Here is a 20,889-nt window from a genome sequence, read left to right on the forward strand (position 1 = left end):
CCCCGCGATGCAGGTTCCATGCAGAGCCGGCCAGCGGCCGGCACTACCGTCGAGCGGGGCGCGAGGGTGCGGCCACGCCCTTACGACAACGTCCGCCCGCCATCCACGCGCAGCGTATGCCCGGTGATGAACGGCGCGTCGGTCACCAGCCAGTACACCGCCTCGGCGATCTCTTCCACGGTGCCGGTACGCGCCAGCGGCGTGCGCAGCAACAGGGCCTGCTGCGCGTAATCGTCCTTGCCCTGCTCGGGCCACAGGATCGCGCCGGGGGCCACCGCGTTCACCCGCACCTTGGGGGCCAGTTCCAGCGCCAGTGACCGGGTGACCATTTCCAGCGCCGCCTTGGCCGCGCTGTACACCGGGTGGTCGCGCATCGGCTGGGTCCCATGCAGGTCGGTCAGGTTGACGATGCAGCCCTGGTGCCGGCGCAGCTGCGGGGCGGCGGCCTGGGCCAGCAGCAGCGGCGCGCGGGCGTTGACCGCGAACAGGTCGTCCCAGTGTTCGGCGGTGATCTGACCCAGCAGGGTGGGGTAGAAGTTGGAGGCGTTGTTGACCAGCGCGTCCAACCGGCCGAACTGGGCCACGGTCTGTTCGACCAGGTCGGGCAGGGTGTCGGCGTCGCGCAGGTCGGCCTGCAGGGCCAGCACGCTGCCCGGGCGCAGCATGTCCAGGTCGAAGGCCATCTGCTGCAGTTCGGCGGTGGAGGTATGCGCGTGCAGCACCACCGACCAGCCGCAGGCGTGGAACTGGCGGGCGATCGCCGCGCCGATCCGGCGTGCGCTGCCAGTGATCAGCACGACGGGGGCGGTATCGGTCATCGGGGGTAACTCCGGGCTCGGCTATGCTGTGCATTGTCACCGCAATCGCCTGCACCATGCATTCCCCACTGCCGACCCCCGATACCGACGCCCTGGCCCACAGCGATCAGCTGGCCGCGGCACTGCGTGCTGAAATCCTGGCCAACGGCGGCGCCATGCCGTTCGCCCGGTTCATGGAGCTGAGCCTGTACACGCCGGGGCTGGGGTACTACAGCGCCGGCGCCAGCAAGTTCGGCCAATCCGGCGACTTCACCACCGCGCCCGAACTGGGCCCGTTGTTCGCCGCCACCCTGGCCAACGCGATCGCGCCGGTGATGCAGCAGCTGGGGCCGCAGGCGCGTTTCATGGAGCTGGGGGGCGGCAGCGGCGCGTTTGCCGAGGTGCTGCTCAAGCGCATGCTCGAGCTGGACGCGCTGCCCGACCGCTACGCGATCCTGGAACCCAGCGCGGACCTGCGCGAGCGCCAGCGTGAGCGTCTGGAAAAAACGCTGGTGCCGCCGCTGTTCGCACTGGTGGAATGGCTGGACGGCCCGTTCGATGACGACTGGGATGGCATGGTGTTCGCCAACGAAGTGATCGACGCGCTGCCCACACCGCGCTTCCTGGCCCGCGATGGCATGGTCTTCGAGGAAACCGTGGAGCTGGATGCCGACGGCGCCTTCATGCGCGGCGCGCAGCCGGCCGACGCGATGCTGAGCGCGGCGGTGCGGCATATCGAGCATTACCGCGAAAAGCCGTTCGCCGATGGCTACCGGTCCGAGCTGCTGCCGCAGCTGCCGTACTGGATCCAGGCCGTGGCCGGTGGCATGCAGCGCGGCGCGATGCTGTTCGTCGACTACGGTTACCCGAGGGGCGAGTACTACCAGGACGAGCGCGACGACGGCACGGTGCGCGCGTTCTACCGCCACCAGGTGCACAACGACCTGTACCGCTGGCCGGGCCTGCAGGACCTGACCGCCTCGGTGGACTTCACCGCGTTGGCCGAAGCCGGTACCGGCGCCGGCTTCGAGCTGGCCGGGTACTGCACGCAGGCCAACTTCCTGCTGGGCAACGGCCTGGATGCGTTGTTGGCCAAGGCAGACGCGCGCACCGATGAATTCGGCAAGGTGCGCCTGCGCGACCAGGTCAAGAAACTCACCCTGCCCACCGCCATGGGCGAGCGCTTCCAGGTGATGGGCTTCCAGCGCGACGTCGATTTCGAGCCTGCCTTCACGCTGGGTGACCTGACCTGGCGCCTCTGACATGAGTGCCACGGGACTGTTGAAGCCGCTGCGGTTTGCGCGGTTCTGGCTGGCGCTGTGGTGGATGGCCATTGCCGCCACCATCGCCGTCTGCCTGGTCCGGCTGCCGCCGATGGCGCTGCCGGACAACAGCGACAAGGTGGAACATTTCTTGGCCTACTTCCTGCTGGCCGGCTCGGCGGTGCAGATCTACCGCACGCGCGCCGCGCTGGTGTGGGCGGGCGTGGGCCTGGTCGGTATGGGCATTGGCATCGAGTTCGCCCAGGGCGCCCTGACCGCCACCCGCATGGCCGACCCGATGGACGTGCTGGCCAACAGCATCGGTGTCGTTGCCGGCCTGTGCCTCACCTTCACCCCGTTGCGCGACCTGTTGCTGCGTTTGCGCGGGTGAACGGCGGTGACGACCGTTGGTCGTCACTCGTGTGACATTGCTGTCGCCGCGCGCCCCGACCCGCGCGATCAAAACAGCAGGTCGATAACATCCAGCGCGCGCAGGCCACGGCGTCGGTAGTGCCGGCCGCTGGCCGGCTCCTTATGAACCCACCATCGCCTGGTTGCCGGCCAGCGGCCGGCACTACCGGATGAACCCACCATCGCCTGGTTGCCGGCCAGCGGCCGGCACTACCGGATGAACCCACCATCGCCTGGTTGCCGGCCAGCGGCCGGCACTACCGGATGAACCCACCATCGCCTGGTTGCCGGCCAGCGGCCGGCACTACCGACGCCGGGGCGGGGTTCACGGGTAGGTACCCACCGTTGGTGGGTACGCGCCGCAATCAACGCGGCTGCAACGTCACCTCATCCACCACCCACATGGTCGGGCGGGTGTCGCCGGTGAAGCGCACGCACAAATCCTGGGTGCCCTTCAACGACCGCGGCAGCGCCGCCTCCAGCGTGATGAAACCATCGGCGCCCGGCGTGGCCGGCAGTGGCACGCTCACCAGCGGCGCGCCGTCGCAGGTGCCGTTGAGCACGTCCATTTCGCCATGCGCGCTACGCGCCGGGCTGAATTTCCGCGCCGGTTCGTCGTGGGCCAGCTGGAAGTAATACGGGATCTGCCCGGCCCGCACACGCAGCCTGGCGATGCCGTCCACGTCGGCGTCCTTCCACAACCAGCACGGGTTGAAGATGTTGACGTTGAAGATGGCGCGTTCGCCGTCGGCCGGGCCGTCGTCTTCCAGCCGCAGCAGCAGCTTGCCTTCGCCCGGGCACATCGCCAGCTGCTGATCGTTGCGGGTGAGCAACGACGTGGCCGTGATATCGAAGCGGCTGGCGGCATTGGCCAACGCCTTGCCGTTGAAGAACGTGGCGGCCTGCAGCGCGATCGGCAACGGCTGGGTCAGCGGTGCGGTGTAGCGCGGCGACTGCGCGGTGACCGGGCTGCCATCCACGCTGTAGTGGATCTCGTAGCCCAGCGGCGTGCTCAGCGCCAGCGTCGCGCTGCCGGCCTTGCGGTCGTCGCGGCTGTCCTGCTCCACCTGGAACGGGGTCTGTGCATACGCAATGCCCATTGCCTGCCAGCGCTGCAGCTGGTTGGGCAGGCGCGCCAGGAAGTCCGCGTAGTCGCGGCGTTCGCGCGGCGACCAGCCGGTCTCGGCCACTGCGGCCAGGCGCGGGAACAGGTTGTGCTGCAGGCGCGCGTAGGTGCGCGTGTGTTCGGTGAACATGTTGGCCTGCAGCCCGAGGATGTGCTGCTGCTTGTCCTTGGGCAGCGCATCGGGCACCGGCTCGAAGCCATACACGCGCGCCAGCGAGGTGACCAGCGGGCGCCCCGGCGGTTCGTTGTCCGAGGTCGTCTGCAGGTAGTCCATGTACATGTCGGTGACCGGCGACATCACCACGTCGTGGCCTTCGCTGGCCGCCTTCAGGCCGCCTTCGGTGCCGCGCCACGACATCACCGTGGCTTCCGGCGGCAGGCCGCCCTCGAGGATCTCATCCCACCCGATCAGGCGGCGGTCATGCTGCTCCAGGAAGGTCTCCAGGCGCTTGATCAGGTGACTCTGCATTTCCATTTCATTGCCTGCGCCCACGTCGCGCATGCGGGCCTGTACGCGTGCCGAGGCTTCCCACTGGTCCTTGACCGCCTCGTCGCCGCCCACGTGCACGTACTTGGACGGGAACAGCGCGATGACTTCTTCCAGCACGTTTTCCAGGAAGGTGAACGTGGTTTCTTCGGTGTTGAACAGGTTCGGGAACACGCCCCATTCGCTCAACGGCTTGAGCGGCGTATCCAGCGTGCCCAGTTCCGGATATGCGGCGATCGCCGCGGTGGCGTGGCCGGGAACGTCGATCTCGGGGATCACCTGGATATGGCGCGCGGCCGCATAGGCGATCACCTCGCGGATCTGGTCCTGGGTGTAGAAGCCGCAGTACGGACGCTCGGCGCCGGTGGCAGGGTCGCGGCCACCGTCGCCGGCCGGGATGCGGCAGCTGCCGACCGCAGTCAGCTTCGGGTAGCGCTTGATCTCCATGCGCCAGCCCTGGTCATCGGTGAGATGCCAATGGAAAGTGTTGAGCTTCTGTTCGGCCATCGCGTCGAGCACGCGCTTGATCTCGTCCAGGCTCTGGAAATGGCGGGCAGAATCGAGCATCAGGCCGCGCCAGCTGAAACGCGGGGCATCGTCGATGCGCAGTGCCGGCAAGGCACCGTCGGTGTTGCTGGTGAACAGTTGCGACAACGTCGCCGCCCCGTAGAACAGGCCGGCTTCGGTAGCCGCGGCAACGGTCACGCCATCGCCGTTGGAGCGCAGCTGGTAGCCTTCGGCGCCGGTCTTCAGCGCGGTGTTGAGCACGAAGTTGACGCCGTTCTTGCCGTTCCCGTTATTGACCTGCAGGGTGGGGCCGCCGCTGTCGCGCAACAGCGTGCTGAACTGGCGGGCCACGCGCGTGGCCGCATCGCCGCGCGCCCACACCGGGGTGCTGGCTTCCACCTTGAAGGGCGCGCCATCGAGGCGTTCCACGTGGGCCGGTGCGGGAATCAGCGACAGCGCGTCGGGCCGGGCACGCGGGCCATCGGGCGCCTGTGCATCGGTGGCGTGCGCGAGCGGTGCCAGGGACAGGGCCAGTGCGAACGACAGCAGCGACAGCGAGGTACGACGGGTGCGGGTGTGCATCGGGTCATTCCTTTGTAGCGAATCGGGTTCCACCTGTAAAAACGGGCCCGGAGGTCCGGGCCCGTCGATCAGGCTAGCAGCTGGATGTGGCGTGGATCAGTACTTGAAGCGGAAGTTCAGGTAGTACTGGCGACCGTTCTCGTAGAACGCGCTCGGGATCGACGCACTCTGGTAGTACTTCAGGGTCGGGTTGTTGAGGTTCAGCGCATCGAAGCTGACGCTCATCCAATCGGTGGCCTTGTAGCTCAGCGACAGTGCCAGGGTGCCGAAATCGTCCTGGTAGTACGGGCTGGCGCCCTTCAGGCCGATCAGGAACGAGGAACGGTAGGTGTAGCTGACGCGGGCACCAAAGGTGTCGTTCTCGAAGTAGGCACCGACGTTGTAGGTGTTCTTCGAGGTACCCAGCAGGTTGTTGCTGCCATCGTCCCAGACGTGCGAGGTGCTGCCATCGGCGTAGGTGTAGTTGGCGCTGACACCGAAGTTCTCGCCGATCGGCTGCTCGTAGGCCACTTCCAGACCGTTGACCTTGCCGTCGGCGTTGACCGGCACGGCGACCTGGTAGGCCTCCAGCTGGTTGGTCAGTTCGCTGTACAGCATCTGGGTCTGCGTGCCGAAGGCCACGTAGTCCTTCAGGTTCATCGAGTAGGCACCGACGGACACCAGGCCGCGCGGCATGAAGTACCACTCCAGGTTGGCGTCGAAGTTGGTGGACAGCACCGGCTTCAGGTTCGGGTTGCCGCCGCCACCGGTCTTGCTCAGGTCCGAACCCCACGAGGAGGCACCCAGCGCCGAGAAGTCCGCCAGGGTCTGGGTCTGCGACGCGGCGAAGCGGAACACCAGGTCGTCGGCCAGGTCGAACTTGAGGTTGGCGCTGGGCAGGATGCGGTCGTGCTTGTTCTGGAACGCCAGCGACTTCCACATGCCGAACAGGCTGCTCACATCGGCATTGGCCGCATCGCTGACTGCCTGGTAGGTGTCGATGTCCTGCTTGATGTTGACGTAGCGCAGGCCGACGTTGCCGCTCCAGCGGTCGCCGCTGAAGTTGGCCTGCACGTAGCCGGCGAAGTTCTTCTCGGCCACCTTCCACTCGCCGCCGTAGTTGTGGCGACCGGTCGGGCCATCATTGCCGGCCAGCCAGGTGGAGTTGTTGAGGATGGCATCCTTCAGCGCGCCCGGGGTGTAGTACCACAGGTTGCGCGGGAAGTTGCCGCCGATGCCGCCGGCAAAGCCGCCCGGGAAGTTGCCGGTGGCACCGCCCTTCAGCGCCGACCAGATGTCGCCCGGGGTGGCGCCTTCCGGCGACTGGGCTTCACGCTTGTGGTCGGCGTAGCGCACGCCGAAGTCGATGGAGTTCAGCGTGCCGGTATCGAAGTACTGGCTGAAGTCGGCCGTGAACCACTTTTCCTTGTCTTCGGCGGTGACTTCCTGGTTGCCCCAGGTGCCGAAGCTGGTCACGCCATCGGGGCCGATGTTGCCGCCCACGTTCCAGTCCACCGGCGAACCGGCGCCGTGGGTGGTCCAGTTGGCGCCGCCACCGTCACCCACGGTGACTTCGGCGATGAACTGGCGCGGGGTGGTACCGGTGCCCTTGGTGCTGCCGGCCTGGAACTTGGCCGACAGGCTGTCGTTGATCTGCCAGTCCGCGTCCGCGGTGATGTAGCTGCTCTTGGCCGAGGCCTCGCGGTAGATCATGTCGTACACCGCGTACGGCGTACCGGCCACGCCGGCGAAGTTCGCGTTGGTGAGCACGCCATCCTTGACCACGTAGCCGGGCAGCGGTGCCTGGCCCGGGCGGGTGATCACGCCGTTGGCGTCCTTGTCGTCGTTGAGGATCTTGCCGCCCCACAACATGAAGTTGCGGTTGTAGTTGTTGGCTTCCAGCTTGGAGGTGAAGCCTTCCAGGCCCAGGGTCAGGTTGTCGGCTGGCTTGAACTGCAGCGACACCAGGCCGCCCTTGCGCTCGCGGGTCTGTTCGAACAGGGTCGAACCCAGCAGTGCGGGCGCGTACACGCCAGCCAGATCCGGATTGCTCTGGGCGACGGTGCCGTTCGGGTCGATCTTGAAGAAGCCCGACGGAATCTCCTGTGCCTCACGGCGCAGCTCGCGCTTCTGGCTGAAGGCCTGCACCATCACGCCGAAGGTGCCTTCGTCGTTCTTGTAGTTGAACAGACCCGACAGCTGCGGATCATTGGACTTGGCCTGGTCCGAGCGCACCGCGCCGATCGAGGCTTCGGCCGTGATCTGCTTGGCGAACTCCAGCGGCTTGCGGGTGATGATGTTGACGGTACCGGTGGTGCCGCCATCCTGCAGTTTGGCCTGCGAGGACTTGTTCACTTCCACCGAGCTGACCAGTTCGGACGGCAGCAGGGTGTAGCTGACGCTGCGGCCGACGTTGCTGCCCTGGCTGAGCACGAACCAGTCGGCCGAGCCGACCGTGTGGCCGTTGATCAGGGTCTGGGTGAGGCTGGGGCTGGTGCCGCGCAGGCTGACGCGGTCGGCTTCATCGAAGCCGCCTTCGTCGGCGCTGGACGAGCTGATGTTGACGCCGGGCAAGCGCTGCAGGGTGTCGGCGACGTTGTGCGCCGGCAGCTTGCCGACGTCTTCGGCGGTGACCACTTCCAGGCGTGCATTGGCCTCACGCTTGGTATCGAGGGACTTCTCCATCGAGCCGCGGATGCCGGTGACCTGCACGGTGTCCAGGTCGGTGGCGGTCGGGGCCTGCTGCGCGTGGGCACTGAAGGCAAGGCAGCTGACGATCGCTGCAGAAAGCAGGGTCTTGCGGGTGTTCATGATGTCTCTCCTCATCACTCGATGGTTGCCGGCTGCGGCGTTCGTCTTACGGTTGCGCGGTGCCCTGCCGGGGATGCGGTGCATCCCGACGATGGCGTGCCACGTAGTGCGTGCTGCGTTTTCGGTGTTGCAGGACCGATCAGGCGTCCCGGTGTCCCAGGTACCAGCTGGCGGCGCCGATGACGCCCAGCTGCCCGTGCTCGACCACCTTCACGGGAATGCGTTCCAGCGCCTCGCGCATCGGCCCCTTGTTGAGGTACCGGCGCACGAAACTGCTGTTCAACAGGAATTCGCGGATCTGCGGCAGGATGCCGCCGGCCAGGTAGACCCCGCCGGTGATGCCGTACTGCAGGGCCATGTCGCCGATGGTGCTGCCGAGCAGGCCGCAGAACACCTCCAGGCTTTCGCGCGCCAGCGGGTCCTGGTTGGCCATGGCCGCGGCGGTGATCGCATCGGGCGTGGCCAGCGTGGGGGCCACGCCGTTGAGGGCACACAGGGCGCGATACAGATTCATCAGGCCGGGGCCGGACAGGGCGTGTTCCACCGACACATGCGCATGCTCGCGCTGCATCTGGCGCACGATCGCCATTTCCAGTTCGGTGGTGGTGGCCAGGGTGGGCTGGCCGGCTTCGGTGGCCAGCACCACCGCACCGTGCGCGGTGGGAATCCACACGGCCGCGCCCAGTCCGGTCCCCGGGCCGACCACCAGGGTCGGGCCACGCGGGGCGGTGGTCGGGCCGGTCAGCTGCAACACACCGCTGGCGTCCACCTGCGCGGCGGCATAGGCCACCGCTTCAAAGTCGTTGACGATGTAGACCTGGTCCAGGCCCACGTCCTGTTCGATCCGGCGCGCCGACAACGGCCACGGCAGGTTGGCGCTGATCACGGTGCCGTCCAGCCGGGCAACGCCGGCGGTGGCCACCACGCAGTGCGCCGGGCGCTCGCCGGTACCGAGGAACTCGGCCAGGATCGCGCTCAGCCCGGGGTAATCGGCATTGCGGAACTTGCGGTATTCCAGCAGCTGCACCGGATGGTCCGGCTGGGCGCTGGCCTGCACCCGGGCCACCCGGACATGCGTGCCACCCACATCGGCGGCCAGGAACGGCGGCACCGCGGCGGGCAGGGCATGGGCCGGTACAGAGTGGGCGGCTGCGGTCACACGGGCTCCCTTGGATTGTGCAGGACCGGTCCGACCCGGCGATTGAGGCGGAGTCTGTAATCGTTCTGACAACGATGTCAACGATAACCTCAGACTTTCGATGTTGCGCCGCAGCGGGCGCTGTCATCAGAAAACGTTTTCATCCATTGCCCGCCATGTTTTTGCAACCTGCCTGAAATGGCGGGGCCGGGGACCGTCAAGCGTGGCGGGGCGTGCGATCTGCGCAGGTGCAGCACGGCGCGGATCGGCACCGTGATGAAAACCGCTTGTTGACAAACCCGGCAGCGGCGACGAATAAATGTGACAACGTTGTTCCCAGCCACTCTTCCGGCGCGCCATCGCGACCCGCCGATGCAGGAGCTTTCTTGATGTCTGCCGTGCCTGCTGCCTCCGCGCGTTCGAGCGTGCTTACTTCGATCCTGATCATCGGCGTGCTGTTCTTCCTGATCGGTTTCTTCACCTGGCTCAACGGGCCGTTGATCACCTTCGTCAAACTGGCCTTCGAGCTGGACGAGGTCGGCGCCTTCCTGGTGCTGATGGTGTTCTACCTGTCCTACTTCTTCCTGGCGCTGCCGGCCTCGTGGATCCTCAAGCGCACCGGCATGAAGAAGGGCTTGAGCCTGAGCCTGCTGGTGATGGCCGCCGGCGCGGTGGTGTTTGCCCACTTCGCCCAGCAGCGCTGGTACCCGGGGGCGCTCAGCGGCCTGTTCATCATCGGTAGTGGGCTGGCCCTGCTGCAGACCGCAGTGAACCCGTACATCAGCATCCTGGGCCCGATCGAGACCGCGGCGCGGCGCATCGCGCTGATGGGCATCTGCAACAAGATCGCCGGCATGCTGGCCCCGGTGCTGATCGGCACGCTGGTGCTGCATGGCATCGGCGACCTGGACGCGCAGGTGAAAGTGGCCGATGCGGCCACCAAGACCGTGCTGCTGGATACCTTCGCCGCCAAGATCCAGATGCCCTACATGGCCATGGCCGGGCTGCTGGTGGTGCTGGCGGTGGGCGTGCTGTTCTCGCCGCTGCCCGAACTGAAAACCGCCGAAGCCAACGCCACCCCGGCGCGCGCGCCCGGCACCGCCGAACGCACCAGCATCTTCCAGTTCCCGCACCTGTGGCTGGGCGTGCTGTGCCTGTTCGTGTACGTGGGCGTGGAGGTGATGGCCGGCGATGCGATCGGCACCTACGGCCACGGCTTCGACCTGCCGCTGGACCAGACCAAGATGTTCACCTCGATCACCCTGGGCGCGATGCTGGTCGGCTACCTGGCCGGGCTGGCGTTGATCCCGCACGTGGTTTCGCAGTCGCGCTACCTGAGCGTCTCGGCAGTGCTGGGCGTGGTGTTCTGCATCGGCGCACTGCTCAGCCACGGCTACGTGTCGGTGGGCTTCGTGGCCGCGCTGGGCTTTGCCAACGCCATGATGTGGCCGGCGATCTTCCCGCTGGCCATCCGCGGCCTGGGGCGGTTCACCGAAACCGGCTCGGCGCTGCTGGTGATGGCCATTGCCGGCGGCGCGATCATTCCGCAGGCCTTTGCCGTGCTCAAGCAGCACTTCGACTTCCAGTGGGTGTTCGCCGGGCTGATGGTGCCGTGCTACCTGTACATCCTGTTCTATTCGGTGCGCGGCCATCGGGCCGGCCTGCCCCGCGACGGCCAGTGATCGGCGATCATGGACGTCCAACCGGACCGGCAGGAAAAGAGCATGCGCAGAGCGACCATCAAGGATGTGGCTGAGCGGGCCAAGGTGTCGCTGAAGACGGTATCGCGGGTCATCAACAACGAGCCGTCGGTGATGCAGGCCACCCGCGCGCGCGTCCTGCGCGCGATCGCCGAGCTGGATTACGAGCCCGATCCCGCCGCGCGCAACCTGCGCACCGGCACCACGCTGGTGGTCGGGCTGGTCTACGACAACCCCAACCCGTACCACATCATCGGCGTGCAGAACGGTGTGCTGGCGGCCTGCCGCGAGACCGGCTTCGGGTTGCAGATCCATCCCTGCGATTCCAGTTCGCCGATGCTGGCCGAAGAGCTGGCCGACTGGGTGCAGCGTTCGCGCCTGGCCGGGCTGGTACTGACCGCGCCGATGTCCGAACGCCGCGACCTGGTGGCGGCGTTGACGGCACGCGGCATCAAGCTGGTGCGCATCATCGCCGCCACCGCCGACCCCGAAGACGGCGCGTGCGTGTTCGTCGATGACCGCGAAGCGGCCTATGAAATCACTGAGCATTTGATCCAGCTGGGCCACCAGCGCATCGGCTTCCTGTGGGGCGGCACCTCGCACCGGTCCAGCGGCGAACGCTATGCCGGCTACGAAGCGGCGCTGCGCGACTACGGCATGAGCATCGACAAGCACCTGGTGGTGCAGGGCGACTACACCTTCGACGACGGCTTCCGCGGCGCACGCCGGCTGCTGGCGCTGCGCGAACCGCCCACCGCGATCTTCGGCTCCAACGATGAAATCGCCGCCGGCGTGCTGGCCGCGGCCAAGTCGGCGGGCATGAACGTGCCTTACGACCTGTCCATTGCCGGCTTCGAGGACAGCCCGTTCTCGCGCCAGTCGTGGCCGCCGCTGACCACCGCCAAGCAGGCCACCGAAGACATCGCCCGGCATGCGGCGCGGTTGCTGATCGCCCAGCTGCGCAGCGATGCCTACGACGACGCACCGCTGCAGCTGCAGAACCAGGGCTTCGTGCCGCAGCTGGTGGTGCGTGGTTCCACCGCGCCGATGCGCCCGACCGGCGCGCGCCCTCCTTCCCCTGAAACCACCTGAGTTCCCATGTCCCTGCCTGCTCCCCACGACACCCTGATGTACCGCGAAGCCGCCGAAGCTGCCGACGTGATTGCCGCGCAGTTCGCGCGCAACCAGGTGGCGGTGGAAACGCTGGTCGCCAGCCTGCGCGCGGCGCCGCCGCCGTTCGTGGTGACCTGCGCGCGGGGCAGCTCGGACCATGCCGCCACCTACGCCAAGTACCTGCTGGAAACCCGGCTGGGCCTGGTCACCGCGTCGGCCTCGCCGTCGGTGGGCTCGGTCTACGAAGCGCCGCTGAAACTGCGGGGCGCGCTGTACATCGTCATTTCGCAGTCGGGCAAGAGCCCGGACCTGCTGCGCAACGCCGAGGCCGCGCGCGCGGCCGGTGCGCGCGTGGTGGCGCTGGTGAACGTGGAGGATTCGCCGCTGGCGCAGCTGGCCGAAACGGTGATCCCGCTCGGGGCCGGTGCCGAACGCAGCGTGGCGGCGACCAAGAGCTACCTGGCCTCGTTGTCGGCGATCCTGCAGCTGGTGGCCTACTGGAGCCAGGACGCGGCACTGATCGCCGCACTCCGGGCGCTGCCCGATGCGCTGCGCCAGGCCTGGAACAGCGACTGGTCGGCGCTGACCGACGGCCTGGTGCCGGCGCACAACCTGTTCGTGCTCGGCCGTGGCCTGGGCCTGGGCGCGGCCCAGGAAGCCGCGCTGAAGTTCAAGGAAACCTGCGGCCTGCATGCCGAAGCCTACAGCTCGGCCGAAGTGAAGCATGGCCCGATGGCGCTGGTGGGCCCGGGCTTCCCGGTGCTGGCGTTTGCCCAGCCCGATGAAACCGGCGCGGGCACCCGCGCGGTGCTGAAGGAGTTTGGCGCGCGCGACGCGCAGGTGTGGCTGGCCGACGTCGATGGCGACCTTGCACTGCCGGTTGCCCCGCACCCGGCCTGCGCACCGCTGCTTACCGTGCAGGCGTTCTATCGTGCGATCAACGCACTGGCGCTGCGCCGCGGGCACAACCCGGACCTGCCGCCGCATCTGAACAAGGTGACGGAAACCGTCTGATGAAAACCGTCCTGCGCAATGCCCGGATCCTGGCCGGCGATGAGTTCCGCGACGACCTGGCGGTCGTCATCGAAGACGGTCGCATCACTGCGCTGGTGTCCGACGCGGCCCCGCAACTGGGCAGCGCCGACGAACAGGTGGACCTGGGCGGCGGCTGGCTGCTGCCGGGCTTCATCGACGCGCAGGTCAACGGTGGCGGCGGCGTGCTGTTCAACAACACGCCCGACGTGGACAGCCTGCGCACGCTGGCAGCCGCGCACCGTCGCTTTGGCACCACCGGGCTGCTGCCCACGCTGATCAGCGACGACGTGCAGGTGATGCGCCGCGCGATCGACGCCACCCGCGCGGCCATCGCGCAGGGCGTGCCCGGCGTGCTCGGCATCCACCTGGAAGGCCCGTACATCGCGCCGGCGCGCAAGGGCACGCACGACGCCAACAAATTCCGCGTGCCCGACGCCGACGAGATCGCGATGGCGGCCTCGCTCGACAACGGCGTGACGCTGTTGACGCTGGCCCCCGAACGGGTGCCGCTGGAGAGCATCCGCGCGCTGGTCGAACGCGGCGTGATCGTGGCCGCCGGGCATACCGCCGCCAGTTACGAAGAAGCGCGCGCCGGGCTGGATGCGGGCATCCGCGGTTTCACCCATCTGTACAACGCGATGTCGCCGTTGACCGGGCGCGAGCCGGGTGCGGTGGGCGCGGCGCTGGAAGACCGCGACAGCTGGATCGGCATCATCGCCGACGGCGTGCACGTGCACCCGGCCAGCCTGCGCGTGGCGCTGGCGGCCAAGCCGCGCGGCAAGGTGATGCTGGTCACCGACGCGATGCCGCCGGTGGGTGCCGACAGCCCCAGCTATGAGCTGTATGGCGAAGTGATCACGGCCGTGGACGGCGTGGTGCGCAATGCCGCCGGTTCGCTGGCGGGCTCGGCGCTGGACATGGCCACGGCGGTGCGCAACGCGGTGCACCTGCTTGGCCTGCCGCTGGACGAGGCCGCACGTATGGCCTCGCGTTACCCGGCGCAGTTCCTCAATCTGGACGACCGCTTGGGCGAGATCGCCGAGGGCTACCAGGCCGACCTGGTGCTGCTCGACGACGCGCTGCAGGTGCGCGCCACCTGGATTGCCGGCGAGCGCGAGGACGCATGACCGCCTCCCCATCGCCACGCATGGGCTCGATCGATGCCCTGCGCGGGCTGACCGTGGCGGCGATGCTGCTGGTCAACAACCCCGGCGACTGGGGCCATGTGTATGCACCGCTGCTGCATGCGGACTGGCACGGCTTCACGCCCACCGACCTGATCTTCCCGCTGTTCCTGTTCATTGCCGGCGTGTCGATGGCCTTCAGCCTGTCGCCGCGCGCGGGCGAGCCGGCGTTGCGCCCGGCCCTGCGCAGTGGCCTGCTGCAGCGTGCGCTGCGCATCGCGGTGGCCGGCGCGGTGCTGCACCTGCTGGCGTGGTGGCTGATGGACCTGCCGGCCTACCGGCTGTGGGGCGTGCTGCAGCGGATCGCGTTGTGCGTGGCGGTGGTCGGGCTGCTGGCGATCCAGACGCGCGCGCGCACGCAATGGGCGGTGCTGGTCGGGCTGCTCCTTGCGTACGCGGCGATCCTGCTGGGGGCCGATTCGCTGGCACCGTGGGTCAACCCGGCCAGCCGCCTGGATACGACGTTGTTCGCGCCGTTCCTTTACAAGTACGACCCGCTGACCGGGCTCGGCCACGACCCCGAAGGGCTGCTGAGCAGCCTGGGCGCGCTCGCCAGCACGCTGCTGGGGCTGCGTGCGGGCGCGTGGCTGCGGGCGGGGCAGGTGGGTGGGCTGGCGGCGCTGGCAACGGCATGCCTGCTCCTGGGCGGCGTGGCCGCGCTGTGGCTGCCCCTCAACAAGCAGCTGTGGACCCCCAGTTTCGTGCTGTGGACGGGCGGGCTGTCGGTGGCGGCCTTGCTGCTGGCCCACCTGCTGGTGGATCGCTGGGGTGCGCCGGCACTGGGCCGACGCTTCGGCGTCAACGCCATTGCCGCCTACCTCGGCTCGTCGGCGATGGCCCTGCTGCTGATGGCCAGCGGCGCGTGGGGATGGTTGTACCAGACGCTGTCGGCGCTGCTGCCGACAGCCCCCGCACTGGCCTCGCTGCTGTGTGCGCTGGGCTTCGTGATGGTGTGGTGGGGCGTGGTGTGGGCGCTGGACGCGCGGCGCATCTACCTCAAAATCTAGGATGGGCGTCCCGTACGTTTACCCGCCCATCACGGCGCGGCGGCAAAAGTACTGACGCCGGTCTGCGTAGAAGCACTGGGCCGTTGCCGTACCCCCTCTTGTTGAACAGGAAAGGCGTATGCGCTCGATGCCCGTTTCGCCGGCACGCACCGTGCTGGCAGACCGTATTTCACATTGGCTGCGTCGGGGCTGTGGGGGCGCGCTGGGTACGGTCCTGCTGGCCGGTACCGCGCCGGCCTGGGCCGGCTGTGACAACCCCGCGCCCGGTCAGGGCCAGACAGTGACCTGCTCGACCGCAGCGCCCAATCCGGATCCGGTGCCGATCATCACCGCCGGCGGCGCGTCCAACACCACGGTCAACGTGCTGACCAACGCGCAGCTCGGTATCGCCAGCGGCAATGCCATCACCGTGCAGGCCGGCACCGGGCATGTCATCAACAACAATGGCAGCATCATCGCCAACGCCGGCCGCGCGCTGCAGCTCAACGGGGCCACCTACCTGGTCAACCGCGGCACCATTGCCGGCAGCACGGGCGGGGTCGTGTCCGGTGCCGGCAACGACCGCATCGACATGCTCGGCGGCAGCATCCAGGGCGGCGTGCTGCAGGGCGCAGGCAACGACGCGCTGGTGATCCGCGACGGCGTGATCGACAGCGTCGACCAGGGCGATGGCGAGGACAGCCTGGAGATCAGCGGCGGCAGCGTGACCGGCACGGTGCAGCAGGGCTCGGGCATCGACACCTTCCTGATGACCGGCGGCAGCATCGGCGCGCTGCTGCAGGGCGATGCGCTGGACCGCTTCCGCATGACCGGCGGCCGCATCGTCGGCGCGTTCGACGATGGCGACTACGCCGAAATGACCGGCGGCCGCATCGGCCGGGTCAACATGAAGCTGGACGACAACACCTTCCTGATGTCCGGCGGCACCATCGACGGCAACCTGGTGACCGGTTTCGGTCGCGACACCATCGTGCTGTCCGACGGCTACATCGGCGGCAACATCAGCGTGAGTGGCGGCGACGACGCGGTGACCATCACCGGCGGCACCGTGCGCGGCGAGATCCGGCTGAGCTTCGGCAACGACAGCCTGACCTGGAACGGCGGCGGCGTGGTGCACGGCGCCATCGATTTCGGCGAAGGCGATGACGTCGCGCAGCTGACCAACCTCAACAGCGCCCACCTGGGCGCACTGCCGGTGTTCGACGCTGGGCTGGGCAACGACGTGCTCGGCTTCGACAACGTCAAGACCGGCGGCGTGGCGCGCTTTGCCAACTGGGAACAGGTGGCGCTGCGCGACGACACCCAGCTGGCCTTCGACGGCACCCTGGTGCTGGGCGACAGCGCCAGCGGCACCGGCCGCCTGGACATCGATGCCACCAGCGCGGTGTTCGGCGGTGGCAGCAACGGCGGCGTCGCACCGTTCACGACCGGGCAGCTGGCCACGCTCACCAACGCCGGCCGCATCGATCTGAGCAACGGCGGCGGCGTGGGCGACACCTTCACCGTGGTCGGCAATTACGTCGGCAATGGCGGCGCGCTGTATCTCAACACGGTGCTGGGCGATGACAGTTCGGCGTCGGACAAGCTGGTGATCTCCACCGGCAGCGCCAGCGGCACCACCGGCGTCGGCATCCTCAACGCCGGCGGCGCCGGTGCGTCCACCGTGGCTGACGGCATCCTGGTGGTGCAGGCGATCAACGGCGCCACCACCGCGCCCACCGCGTTCGCGCTGTACAACCCGGTCGCCGCCGGTGCGTACGAGTACTTCCTGTTCAAGGGCGGGGTCAGCGGCGGCACGGCCGAGAACTGGTACCTGCGCTCGACCCTGGTGGCCAGCGTCACCCCCGCACCCGCGCCGCCCCCGGGCGGGGGCACCACGTTGCCACCGCCGCCGCCGGACAGTACCGGCACGCCGCCGGTCGACCTGCCGCCTGCACCGCCGCCGCCGCCGGACGTCAATCCGCCGGATGATCCCAACCCGGCCGCACCCGAGCCGGCCCCGCCGCCCGAGCCGGCCGATCCCGCCGACGTCGCGCCGCCCAGCATCGATACCCCGCCGCCGGTGCCCACCGACGTGGCCGGGGTGCCCGGGCCGCTGGCGGTGCCGCCCACGCCCGGTGCGCGCCCCGCGCAGGGCGACATCATTCCGTTGTACCGCTTCGAGACCGGCTTGTACTCGGTGGTGCCGCCGCTGCTGCGCGAAACCAGCCTGGCCAGCCTGGGCACCTTCCACGAACGGCAGGGCGAGCAGCGTCTGCTGGCCGGGCAGGGCGGCGTGCGTGCGGCCTGGGCGCGGCTGGTGGGGCAGAGCCACGAACAGCAGTGGGACGGCGACGCGCAGCCCGGCTTCGATGGCGATATCCAAGGCATTCAGGCCGGCCTGGACCTGTATGCCAACGCGGCCGATAGCCATCGCGACCAGTTCGGCGTATTCGTCGGGCGCACCCGCGCGCAGGGCAACGTGACCGGTTTTGCGATCGGCTGGGAAAACGTCGCGGTGGGCCGCACGCGGCTGGATGACAAACACGTGGGCCTGTACTGGACCCGCGCCGGCAGCGCCGGTGGCTACCTGGACGCGGTGGTGATGCAGAGCCGCTACGACGGCGACGCAACGTCCTCGCGCGGGCTGGGCATCGACGTGCGCGGCGATGGCACCACCGCCTCGCTGGAAGTGGGCAAGCCGCTGCTGCGGTTCGGGCAGAGTGCGTGGTGGCTGGAACCCCAGCTGCAGGTGATCTGGCAGCGCACGTCGGTGGACGATGCCGGCGACGCGGTGTCCGCGCTGCGCTTTGACAACGACAACGCCTGGACCGGACGCGTCGGCCTGCGCCTGGCTGCCGACTACGACATTGCCGGCAACGGCTGGCAGCCGTACATCAAGCTCAATTACTGGCAGACCCTGGACGGCGAGGACCGCATCGATTTCGACAGCAATCGCATCCTCAACCAGCAGGATGCGCGTGCGCTGGAAGTGGGCGTGGGCGTGGTGGCGCGTTTCAACAGCAACGTCAGCGCGTTTGCGGTAGCCGATTACACACGTGACCTCGAAAGCAGCGCACGCAAGGAACGCAAGGTGATAGAAGGCAATATCGGGCTGCGGCTGGACTGGTAGGGCGACGGCCGGTAGCGATCCGTGGCGGCACGCTGGACGGAACCGGCGATGCGGTGGCATGCGTCGCTGGTTATGCGAACGGCGCACTGTACCAATGCCCGCGTGCAGCGCTAAGCTGCGGCCTCTTCACTACACGGATGTAGCACGATGATCGCAGGACGTGGTTGGCTGTTGATGGTGGCGCTAGCAACGGCAAGTGGCGCTGCACACGCGCAGGACGTACCCAGTGCCGAGGCACAGGCGCGGATCCTGGATCTGCTGCAGCAGCAGTCGCTGTATCGCGACCGCGTGGACTGGTCCAAGGCTCGCGCGGAGTTGGCGGCTGCGGGCGACCCGGCGCAGACGCGGCGGTTGCTGGACGATGTGATCCAGCGCAGCAGTGGCGGGCACGGGCGATGGATATCGCCCAGCCAGTTGCGCACGGAGTCGAAACGCGCACCGGCCACGCAGGCAGCGATGGGCGCTGCGCCCCTTCAGACAGAGGACGCCAGCACCGGACCGACAGCGCGGCTGGGGTGGATCAAGGTGGGCGCCTACATGGACGACCAGACCCAGCCCCAGGAAGTGCAGTACCAGGCCCGCAAGCAGGCCGCCATTGCGCTGCAGGCGCGCATCCAGGAACAGGACGATGGTAATCGCTGTGGCTGGGTGGTCGACCTGCGCGGCAACAGTGGCGGCAACATGTGGCCGATGCTGCTTGGCCTGGGCCCGTTGCTGGGCGATGCCAAGGGAAGTGATCCGGTCGGCATGTCCCTTCGCGCGGACAAACAGCAGCCGTGGGCGTATCGCGATGGCACGATCTGGTCGGACGGGAACGGGATGTTGGGATCGAGCAACACGCGGTACACACTGCGCCACCCGGGCGCTCCGGTGGCCGTCCTGTTCGGGCCGCGCACTGCCAGTTCCGGCGAGGCATCGGTGCTGGCCTTCCGCGGCCGGGCAGCGTCGCGCAGCTTCGGCCAGCCCAGTGCCGGCTATTCCACCTCCAATACCCCGCAGCGTCTGCCCGATGGCAGCATGCTGCTGTTGACCGGCAGCGTGATGGCCGACCGCAACGGCGTAGGCGATGGCAACCGCCTGCAGCCTGACGTCACGGTGACCCCAGGGCAGGACGCGGCCGCGGTGGCGCGCGAATGGCTGCTTGCGCAGCCGGCCTGCAAACAGGCCGCTGCCGTGGTGGATGCACGCTGAAATCGGATGCGCCGCGCTGGCCCGTTGATGCACGGGCCGCAGGGGCGCAGACGTTCAACGCACCGTCGCAATCGCCCGCGTACGCGCTTTGGCCAGCGCTTCACCCACTGCCGGTCCCTTCAGGTGGGTGAGGTCCAGGTCGCGCGCCTGGATCGCCAGCGCCGCCTGGTGCAGGCGCGTGAGCGTTGCGCCCTGCAGATAATCGCTGTCTTCAAACCCCAGCCGGCCCCGCTTGTCGGCCTCGCAGCACAGCGCGATCTGCGCGATGCGCTCCGGGCGGCGGAAGCCGTCGCAGCGGCCCAAAAGTTCCAGGACGGTGGCATCGCGCAGTTCATCGATGCGGTGCACGTTGAGGTGGTCGCGGCACACCGCTTCGGCCAGCTGGCGGTGGTCCAGCGGCACCTTCAGGCGGTCGCACAGGGCATGCAGCGGGGCGACGCCGCGCTGCTCGTGCATGATGTGGCGCGGCCATTCCGACGGTGGCGTCAGGCCTTTGCCCAGGTCGTGGGTGAGCGCGGCGAAGCCGATCAGGTCGTCGCCCGGCGCCAATCGCGCGGCCATGTCGCTGACCATTTCCTGGTGCACGCCGGTATCCACTTCGGGATGGAATTCGGCCCGTTGCGGCACGCCATACAGCGCTTCCAGCTCGGGCAGGATCGCGCGCAGGGCGCCGGTCTCGTGCAACGTGCGCAGGAAGGCCGACGGCTGGGCGCTGCGCAGCACGCGGCGCAGTTCCTGCCAGACGCGCTCGGGCACCAGCGCATCGAGCTCGCCGCTGTCGGCGATCTGGCGCATCAGGGCCAGGGTTTCGGGGGCCACGGTGAAACCGAACGGCGCAAAGCGGGCCATGAAGCGCGCCGCGCGCAGTACCCGCAGCGGGTCTTCCACGAATGCGGGGCCCACGTGGCGCAGGATGCGCTGCTCGATGTCGCGCGCACCGCCATACGGGTCCACCAGCGTACCGGTGGCCTCGTCGCAGGCGATTGCGTTGATGGTGAAGTCGCGGCGCAGCAGGTCGTCTTCCAGCGTCACTGACGGGTCGGCATCGACCACGAAGCCGCGATAGCCGCGCCCGGATTTGCGCTCGGTGCGCGCCAGGGCGTATTCCTCGCCGGTGTGGGGGTGCAGGAACACGGGGAAGTCGCGACCCACGGCCTTGTAGCCCTGCGCTTCCATGTCCGCTTGGGTGGCGCCCACCACCACCCAGTCGCGGTCACCGGGGGTCTGCTGCAACAGGCGGTCGCGTACGGCGCCGCCAACAAGATAGATCTTCATGCGCCCATGATGCCGCAGTGGGCCAACGCGACGCCAACCGGTAGTGCCGGCCGCTGGCCGGCTCGCTCGGACAATGAGGTAGTGCCGGCCGCTGGCCGGCTCGCCAAGAATCCAGACAATAACGTAGTGCCGGCCGCTGGCCGGCTCCTGGGAATCTTCGGGCAATGCGAGG

The 20,889-nt window shown here is 68.4% G+C and carries 14 protein-coding genes; 9 read left to right on the forward strand and 5 right to left on the reverse strand.

The window, feature by feature from the left end:
• Positions 1-80 precede the first annotated feature (80 nt).
• Positions 81-818 carry a pteridine reductase gene (locus tag DX03_RS03035; RefSeq protein WP_038686225.1) on the reverse strand — a complete coding sequence of 246 codons (738 nt, stop codon included), beginning with the start codon at positions 816-818 and terminating at the stop codon, positions 81-83.
• 56 nt (positions 819-874) lie between these two features.
• On the opposite strand from DX03_RS03035, the gene DX03_RS03040 reads away from it, so the two are divergent.
• Both DX03_RS03040 and DX03_RS03045 read left to right on the forward strand, forming a co-directional pair.
• Positions 875-2,059, forward strand: a complete 1,185-nt coding sequence (locus tag DX03_RS03040; RefSeq protein ID WP_038691815.1) for a class I SAM-dependent methyltransferase — start codon at positions 875-877, stop codon at positions 2,057-2,059.
• Between the two features lies 1 nt (position 2,060).
• A complete protein-coding gene (locus tag DX03_RS03045; RefSeq protein WP_038686227.1) occupies positions 2,061-2,450 on the forward strand; it encodes a VanZ family protein in 390 nt (129 codons plus the stop codon).
• A gap of 385 nt (positions 2,451-2,835) precedes the next feature.
• Here DX03_RS03045 and DX03_RS03050 read toward each other — a convergent pair whose 3' ends face one another.
• The 3 genes from DX03_RS03050 to DX03_RS03060 form a co-directional block, all read right to left on the reverse strand.
• Positions 2,836-5,172, reverse strand: a complete 2,337-nt coding sequence (locus tag DX03_RS03050) for a family 20 glycosylhydrolase (protein WP_038686229.1) — start codon at positions 5,170-5,172, stop codon at positions 2,836-2,838.
• Positions 5,173-5,268: 96 nt separating this feature from the next.
• Complete coding sequence (locus DX03_RS03055; RefSeq protein WP_038686232.1) at positions 5,269-7,962, reverse strand: TonB-dependent receptor; 2,694 nt, start codon at positions 7,960-7,962, stop codon at positions 5,269-5,271.
• Between the two features lie 139 nt (positions 7,963-8,101).
• Entirely contained in the window at positions 8,102-9,121 is a 1,020-nt protein-coding gene (locus DX03_RS03060; RefSeq protein ID WP_051598729.1) for a glucokinase family protein, read from the reverse strand.
• A gap of 368 nt (positions 9,122-9,489) precedes the next feature.
• On the opposite strand from DX03_RS03060, the gene DX03_RS03065 reads away from it, so the two are divergent.
• The 7 genes from DX03_RS03065 (at position 9,490) to DX03_RS03095 (ending at position 19,442) form a co-directional block, all read left to right on the forward strand.
• Positions 9,490-10,782: a sugar MFS transporter gene (locus DX03_RS03065; protein WP_038686234.1), complete on the forward strand. Its 1,293-nt coding sequence runs from the start codon at positions 9,490-9,492 to the stop codon at positions 10,780-10,782.
• Between the two features lie 42 nt (positions 10,783-10,824).
• A complete protein-coding gene (locus tag DX03_RS03070; RefSeq protein ID WP_038691819.1) occupies positions 10,825-11,892 on the forward strand; it encodes a LacI family DNA-binding transcriptional regulator in 1,068 nt (355 codons plus the stop codon).
• Between the two features lie 6 nt (positions 11,893-11,898).
• Positions 11,899-12,927: an SIS domain-containing protein gene (locus DX03_RS03075; RefSeq protein ID WP_038686236.1), complete on the forward strand. Its 1,029-nt coding sequence runs from the start codon at positions 11,899-11,901 to the stop codon at positions 12,925-12,927.
• On the forward strand, positions 12,927-14,075 hold the full coding sequence (nagA, locus tag DX03_RS03080) for an N-acetylglucosamine-6-phosphate deacetylase (RefSeq protein ID WP_038686238.1): 1,149 nt from the start codon (positions 12,927-12,929) through the stop codon (positions 14,073-14,075). The genes DX03_RS03075 and nagA overlap by 1 nt, the downstream gene beginning before the upstream one ends.
• Positions 14,072-15,139 carry an acyltransferase family protein gene (locus tag DX03_RS03085; protein ID WP_038686239.1) on the forward strand — a complete coding sequence of 356 codons (1,068 nt, stop codon included), beginning with the start codon at positions 14,072-14,074 and terminating at the stop codon, positions 15,137-15,139. Before nagA ends, DX03_RS03085 begins: the two co-directional genes overlap by 4 nt.
• A 118-nt stretch (positions 15,140-15,257) precedes the next feature.
• Positions 15,258-18,251 carry an autotransporter family protein gene (locus DX03_RS03090; RefSeq protein ID WP_244880173.1) on the forward strand — a complete coding sequence of 998 codons (2,994 nt, stop codon included), beginning with the start codon at positions 15,258-15,260 and terminating at the stop codon, positions 18,249-18,251.
• A gap of 147 nt (positions 18,252-18,398) precedes the next feature.
• A complete protein-coding gene (locus DX03_RS03095; RefSeq protein WP_038686240.1) occupies positions 18,399-19,442 on the forward strand; it encodes a S41 family peptidase in 1,044 nt (347 codons plus the stop codon).
• Positions 19,443-19,496: 54 nt separating this feature from the next.
• On the opposite strand, the gene DX03_RS03100 is transcribed toward DX03_RS03095, so the two are convergent.
• A complete protein-coding gene (locus DX03_RS03100; protein ID WP_038686241.1) occupies positions 19,497-20,717 on the reverse strand; it encodes a multifunctional CCA addition/repair protein in 1,221 nt (406 codons plus the stop codon).
• Positions 20,718-20,889: the final 172 nt, after the last annotated feature.

The organism is Stenotrophomonas rhizophila (assembly GCF_000661955.1).
GTDB lineage: Bacteria > Pseudomonadota > Gammaproteobacteria > Xanthomonadales > Xanthomonadaceae > Stenotrophomonas > Stenotrophomonas rhizophila.